This window comes from Okeania sp., assembly GCF_983059655.1.
On record NZ_CEZPJD010000057.1, the window covers coordinates 13,134 to 19,805 of the forward strand.

Sequence of the window (6,672 nt, forward strand, 5' to 3'; positions counted from 1 at the left end):
AGTAGGAATATCCTCTATTTCTGGTGCAATTAATGTTTCCTCTATTTCTAATTCTGCTGACTCAGCAGTAGGAATATCCTCTATTTCTGGTGCAATTAATGTTTCCTCTATTTCTAATTCTGCTGACTCAGCATTAGGAATATCCTCTATTTCTAATTCTGCTGACTCAGTAGTAGGAATATCCTCTATTTCTAATTCTGAAGTTATTTCTGGTGGGGTTTCCTCATAAATGTATTCTGGGTCAACTATACTATATGCTTCCTTCAGTGAAATGTCTCCGGCGATGATCTTGCTGAGAGTATCTTGTCCGCCTGGTTCATAAGTAATCAAGCCAATAGTGCTATTATAAATCTCATTGAGAGCATTGCCATCCTCATCAATATATTCTAACTTTATCCAATTTTTTCCTGGATGAAACCCTTGTAAATATATTGACTGCCATTGATCGGTAATAAAACTGGTTCCGTTAACCGTAACACGAATATGCCAATCAACTATTTCATCTTCAGGATCTTCTTGTGCTGCTAAGTGCGACGGTGCATTGGTAAGATAATAGTCAAGCAAGATGGGTTCCGCACCATAGTTACCCAAGGGACTATTATAAGTTAATAGTGGTAAATTTGAAGCAGGATTATTATTAGTGGTTTTAGTGAAAATGTGAAAAGTTGTTTGAGCATAAGCATCTTCATTCTTAAAACTTTCATCCCACGGACTACAAGCAAAAACCCTGATAGTATGAGTACCGGGTTCTAAATCAGATAAAATTAGAGATTGATTTAGGTCATAGATTTTTTTATAAGGTTTGTTGTCTAAAATTACTTCTACATAAGGTCCTAAGTCTAATTCTGACTTGAATATAGGTAAGTCTTTTACCTGGAGTTGTACTGTAATAGTATTGTCTTCAAATATTTGCTCTGGTTGAGGACTTTGTATTGTAACTTGTGGTTTGTAGATGTCGATCGCTTGACGCAGTTGTTGAATTATTTTTGGTGGCGAAACTTCCAATATTTTAGGGCTAGAAGTCGTTACAGGTTTTTCCTCACTAAGTTGAGGTAGCTCAGATAAGCGATCGCTACAACTGACTAAACCAGAAGTTAAAACTACTACGATTAAAAGTGTTAATAATTTTCTTAGATATAGTAAGTCTAGATGATGTGTCAAAAATCCAAAAATAGATAAAGAGTCTAAAGTTCTGATCTTTGTTTCCTGTTTCCTCTCTTGATGTCCTAATAAGTGCATTTGTCGGGGATGCATCCTACTTATGTATCTTCTTAAGGATATTTTCTGTAAAACAGAAATAAGACTGCCGTATATTCTTGGCAAGTTTATATTAAACACGGACTATACTCCTATAAATTGAGAGTTGACATTGATATTTCTTTGCTCAGTTTTTCTGTCGTTTATGATGATTTTCTCATTAAAATCAATATTTTTGCTATTGATGGGGATTAACTATATTTTTTCGTTTTTCGATAATTAGACGAATATTTGTAGAGCTTATTAAAATGTAAAAAAGTTCATAAGGTCTAGTTGTCTAGTCAAATTTAAAGTTTTCACAGAATAGTTAACTTTAGAGAATTGTCAACTTTACTGATAATAAGTCTTGATTTTTTCTACATACCGTGAAATTAGGCCACAACAAATAATTAAGTTATGTTAAGAATAAGTTGGTTGTTAATAATTGTAAATTTTATCGTAATAAGTCTTGACTTTTTTCCCTTACTATTAAATCAGCAACAATAGCTAATTAGGTTGCTCTAAAGAAATTTTAATAATTGTAAACATACAACTTATACTCGTTAAGCAAGTTTATAATCTCCTAAAGAACTTTCATTTACATTCAGAACGATTAAATCGAATCTATGTATTTGAAAGAGTTTAGCCAAAGTCTTATATACTTCTGGCATAATCAAGGAGTGTGGTGTTGCATTCCTGCAAAAGACAGCTAAAACCTGTAAATTTGCAAAAGACATTGATAATTCGTTACAAATGTTATTAATGTTGACAACATCAATAGTTCAGTTAAGTTTCTTTCAGAGGGGAGAGTCTTCATGACCATAAGTCCTCCAGAGCGCGAGGCAAAGGTAAAAGTCACCGTAGATAAGGACCCTGTACCCACATCATTTGAAAAGTGGGGCAAGCCAGGTCACTTTGACCGGAGTCTATCAAGAGGACCAAAGACAACTACTTGGATTTGGAACCTACACGCTGACGCTCATGACTTTGATAGTCATACAAGCGATTTAGAAGACGTATCGCGCAAAATCTTTAGCGCACACTTTGGCCATCTGGCCGTAATATTTATCTGGTTGAGTGGCGCATATTTTCATGGCGCTAAGTTTTCCAACTATGAGGCTTGGTTAACAGACCCCACAGGAATTAAACCAAGTGCTCAAGTAGTCTGGCCAATTTTTGGCCAAGAAATTTTAAATGCTGATGTTGGCGGTGGTTTCCACGGAATTCAAATCACCTCTGGACTATTCCAGTTATGGCGTGCTTCCGGTATAACTAATGAATTCCAACTATATTGCACGGCGATCGGAGCCTTAGTAATGGCTGCCTTGATGCTGTTTGCTGGTTGGTTCCATTATCACAAGAAAGCTCCTAAGTTGGAATGGTTCCAGAATGTGGAATCAATGATGAACCATCACTTGTCAGGCTTACTAGGTCTAGGTTGCTTGTCTTGGGCAGGTCACCAGATTCACGTTTCTCTACCAATTAATAAGTTGTTAGATTCTGGGGTAGCACCAGCGGATATTCCTTTGCCCCACGAGTTTCTATTTAATAAAAGCTTGATGGCAGAGTTATACCCTAGTTTTGCTAAAGGTCTAACTCCATTCTTTACATTAAATTGGGGCGAGTACGCTGACTTCTTGACCTTCAAAGGTGGTTTAAACCCTGTAACAGGTGGCCTCTGGTTGTCTGATACAGCTCACCATCACTTGGCATTAGCAGTGTTATTCATTGTTGCTGGCCATATGTACCGGACAAACTGGGGCATTGGTCACAGCATGAAGGAAATTCTTGAGACTCACAAAGGCCCCTTAACCGGAGAAGGTCACAAAGGTCTCTATGAAATTCTGACAACATCTTGGCACGCTCAATTGGCAATTAATTTGGCAATGATGGGCTCCCTAAGCATCATCGTGGCACATCATATGTATGCAATGCCACCTTACCCCTATATTGCTACTGACTACGCAACTCAGTTATCTCTGTTCACACACCATGTCTGGATCGGTGGGTTCCTGATTGTGGGAGCAGGAGCTCATGCTGCTATCTTTATGGTTCGGGATTACGATCCAGCCAAGAACGTTAATAACCTCTTGGACCGCGTAATTCGTCACCGGGATGCGATTATCTCCCACTTAAACTGGGTATGTATATTCTTGGGCTTCCACAGCTTTGGCTTGTACGTTCACAACGATACTATGCGTGCTTTTGGCCGTCCCCAGGATATGTTCTCTGATACTGGGATTCAACTACAGCCAATCTTTGCTCAGTGGGTACAAAATATCCATATGATGGCACCCGGTAATACTGCACCTAATGCTTTAGCATCTGTTAGCCCAGCTTTCGGTGGTGATGTTGTAGCAGTAGGTGGCAAAGTAGCAATGATGCCAATAGCTTTGGGTACGGCAGACTTTATGGTTCACCATATCCATGCTTTCACCATCCACGTTACAGCTTTAATTCTTCTCAAAGGTGTACTTTATGCCCGTAGCTCTCGTCTAATTCCTGATAAGAGTGAACTAGGCTTCCGGTTCCCTTGTGATGGTCCAGGTCGTGGTGGTACTTGCCAAGTTTCTGGTTGGGACCATGTGTTCTTAGGTCTGTTCTGGATGTACAACTCACTGTCAATTGTAATTTTCCACTTTAGCTGGAAGATGCAGTCAGATGTTTGGGGAACAGTAGACCCAGACGGTACAGTATCTCACATCACTTACGGCAACTTTGCACAAAGTGCAATTACCATTAACGGTTGGTTGCGTGACTTCCTGTGGGCGCAAGCTTCTCAGGTAATTACATCCTACGGTTCAGCTCTGTCTGCCTATGGTTTGATGTTCTTAGCTGCACACTTTGTTTGGGCATTTAGCTTAATGTTCTTGTTCAGTGGTCGTGGCTACTGGCAAGAGTTGATCGAGTCTATCGTTTGGGCTCATAATAAGTTAAAGGTTGCTCCAGCAATTCAGCCACGCGCTCTCAGCATCATTCAAGGTCGGGCAGTGGGGGTAGCTCACTATCTCCTGGGCGGAATTGTCACAACCTGGGCATTCTTCCTGGCTCGAATAATTTCAGTAGGATAAGAATGCAATAGCGTTTTAAGATTCTTGCTTGGGGATTGAACGATCCTCAATCCCCATTCAATCTAAGATTCTCAGATACACGCGAGACATTAGATAAAATATTTATGGCCACAAAATTCCCAAAATTTAGCCAAGACCTGGCACAAGATCCAACCACCCGTCGGATCTGGTACGGGATAGCTACAGCTCATGACTTTGAGACCCATGATGGTATGACAGAGGAAAATCTTTACCAAAAGATTTTTGCCTCTCACTTCGGCCATCTAGCAATCATTTTCCTCTGGACATCCGGTAGCTTATTCCACGTTGCCTGGCAAGGAAACTTTGAACAGTGGATTAAAGATCCTCTGAATATACGTCCGATCGCCCATGCGATTTGGGACCCTCAATTCGGTCAACCTGCAGTAGATGCCTTCACTCAAGCAGGTGCCTCTAACCCAGTAAATATCGCATACTCTGGTGTTTACCACTGGTGGTACACCATAGGCATGAGAACAAATGGAGACTTATATCAGGGTTCTATCTTCCTCCTGATCTTGGCATCCATCATGCTGTTCGCTGGTTGGTTACACCTCCAGCCCAAGTTCCGTCCTGCTTTATCTTGGTTCAAAAATGCTGAATCCCGCCTCAATCACCACTTGGCAGGTCTTTTCGGTGTTAGTTCCTTGGCTTGGACTGGTCACTTGGTTCACGTTGCAATTCCAGAATCTCGCGGACAGCATGTTGGTTGGGACAACTTCCTGACAACTATGCCTCACCCAGCAGGTTTAGCTCCCTTCTTTACAGGAAACTGGGGCGTTTATGCTCAAAACCCTGATACTGCTAGCCATGTTTTTGGTACTTCCGAAGGTGCGGGAACTGCAATTCTGACTTTCTTGGGTGGTTTCCATCCTCAAACTGAGTCCCTGTGGTTGACTGACATGGCTCATCACCACTTGGCGATCGCAGTAATCTTTATCGTAGCTGGTCATATGTACCGGACTAACTTTGGTATTGGTCACAGCATCAAAGAAATGCTAGACTCCAAAGCTGGTTTAGTCGGTGGTAAGAGTGAAGGTCAGTTTAACCTGCCTCACCAAGGGTTGTATGAAACTCTCAACAACTCTCTACACTTCCAGTTAGCTTTAGCTTTAGCTTCTCTGGGTGTAATCACTTCCTTGGTAGCACAGCATATGTATGCTTTGCCTCCTTATGCTTTTATGGCCAGGGATTATACAACAATGGCAGCACTTTACACCCACCACCAGTATATTGCTGGTTTCATTATGGTTGGTGCATTTGCTCACGGTGCTATTTTCCTAGTACGGGATTACGATCCTGAAATCAACAAAGGTAACGTGCTGGATCGTGTATTACAGCACAAAGAGGCAATCATCTCTCACTTGAGCTGGGTCTCTCTATTCTTAGGCTTCCACACTCTCGGTCTTTATGTCCACAATGATGTAGTGGTTGCTTTTGGTACTCCTGAAAAGCAAATCTTGATCGAGCCAGTATTTGCTCAGTTCGTTCAAGCTGCTTCTGGGAAAGCTTTATATGGCATGGATGTGCTGTTGTCAAACCCTGATAGTATTGCTGCTACAGCATGGCCTAATGCTGGTAACGTTTGGCTACCAGGCTGGTTAGATGCTATTAACAGTGGTACTAACTCTCTATTCTTAACCATTGGCCCTGGCGATTTCTTGGTACACCATGCGATCGCTCTAGGTTTGCATACAACTACCTTGATTTTAGTTAAAGGTGCTTTGGATGCTCGTGGTTCTAAATTAATGCCAGACAAGAAAGACTTCGGTTACGCATTCCCTTGCGATGGCCCTGGTCGTGGTGGTACTTGCGATATCTCTGCTTGGGACTCCTTCTACCTATCTATGTTCTGGATGTTAAACACCATTGCGTGGCTAACATTCTACTGGCACTGGAAACATCTAGCTGTTTGGCAAGGTAACGTTGCTCAGTTCAACGAATCTTCTACATACTTAATGGGTTGGTTCCGTGATTATCTGTGGTTGAACTCTTCCCAGTTAATCAACGGTTATAACCCTTATGGAACTAATAACTTGTCTGTTTGGGCTTGGATGTTCCTCTTCGGACACCTAGTTTGGGCAACTGGTTTCATGTTCCTCATCTCTTGGCGTGGTTACTGGCAAGAGCTAATTGAAACTATTGTTTGGGCACATGAGCGTACTCCTCTAGCTAACCTAGTTCGCTGGAAGGATAAGCCTGTTGCTCTTTCTATCGTTCAAGCTCGTGTGGTAGGTTTAGCTCACTTCACAGTAGGCTTTGTCCTCACCTACGCTGCCTTTGTCATAGCCTCTACTGCTGGTAAGTTTGGTTAATTTTTTGAGATTAGCTGAACTCTGGTTTAGTA

The 6,672-nt window shown here is 41.5% G+C and carries 3 protein-coding genes; 2 read left to right on the forward strand and 1 reads right to left on the reverse strand.

Going from position 1 to position 6,672, the window contains the following annotated elements:
* On the reverse strand, positions 1-1,254 hold a 1,254-nt coding region (locus AC3DU7_RS05880), incomplete at its 3' end, for a hypothetical protein (RefSeq protein ID WP_488038420.1).
* 797 nt (positions 1,255-2,051) lie between these two features.
* On the opposite strand from AC3DU7_RS05880, the gene psaA reads away from it, so the two are divergent.
* A complete protein-coding gene (gene psaA, locus AC3DU7_RS05885; RefSeq protein ID WP_488038421.1) occupies positions 2,052-4,307 on the forward strand; it encodes a photosystem I core protein PsaA in 2,256 nt (751 codons plus the stop codon).
* Positions 4,308-4,411: 104 nt separating this feature from the next.
* On the forward strand, positions 4,412-6,640 hold the full coding sequence (gene psaB, locus AC3DU7_RS05890) for a photosystem I core protein PsaB (RefSeq protein ID WP_488038422.1): 2,229 nt from the start codon (positions 4,412-4,414) through the stop codon (positions 6,638-6,640).
* The last annotated feature ends 32 nt before the right edge of the window (positions 6,641-6,672 follow it).

What these genes read in the sequence shown, in the direction of transcription:
- psaB (WP_488038422.1), top strand. Translation starts at nt 4,412, where the DNA reads ATGGCCACAAAATTCCCAAAATTTAGCCAAGACCTGGCACAAGATCCA.
- psaA (WP_488038421.1), top strand. Translation starts at nt 2,052, where the DNA reads ATGACCATAAGTCCTCCAGAGCGCGAGGCAAAGGTAAAAGTCACCGTA.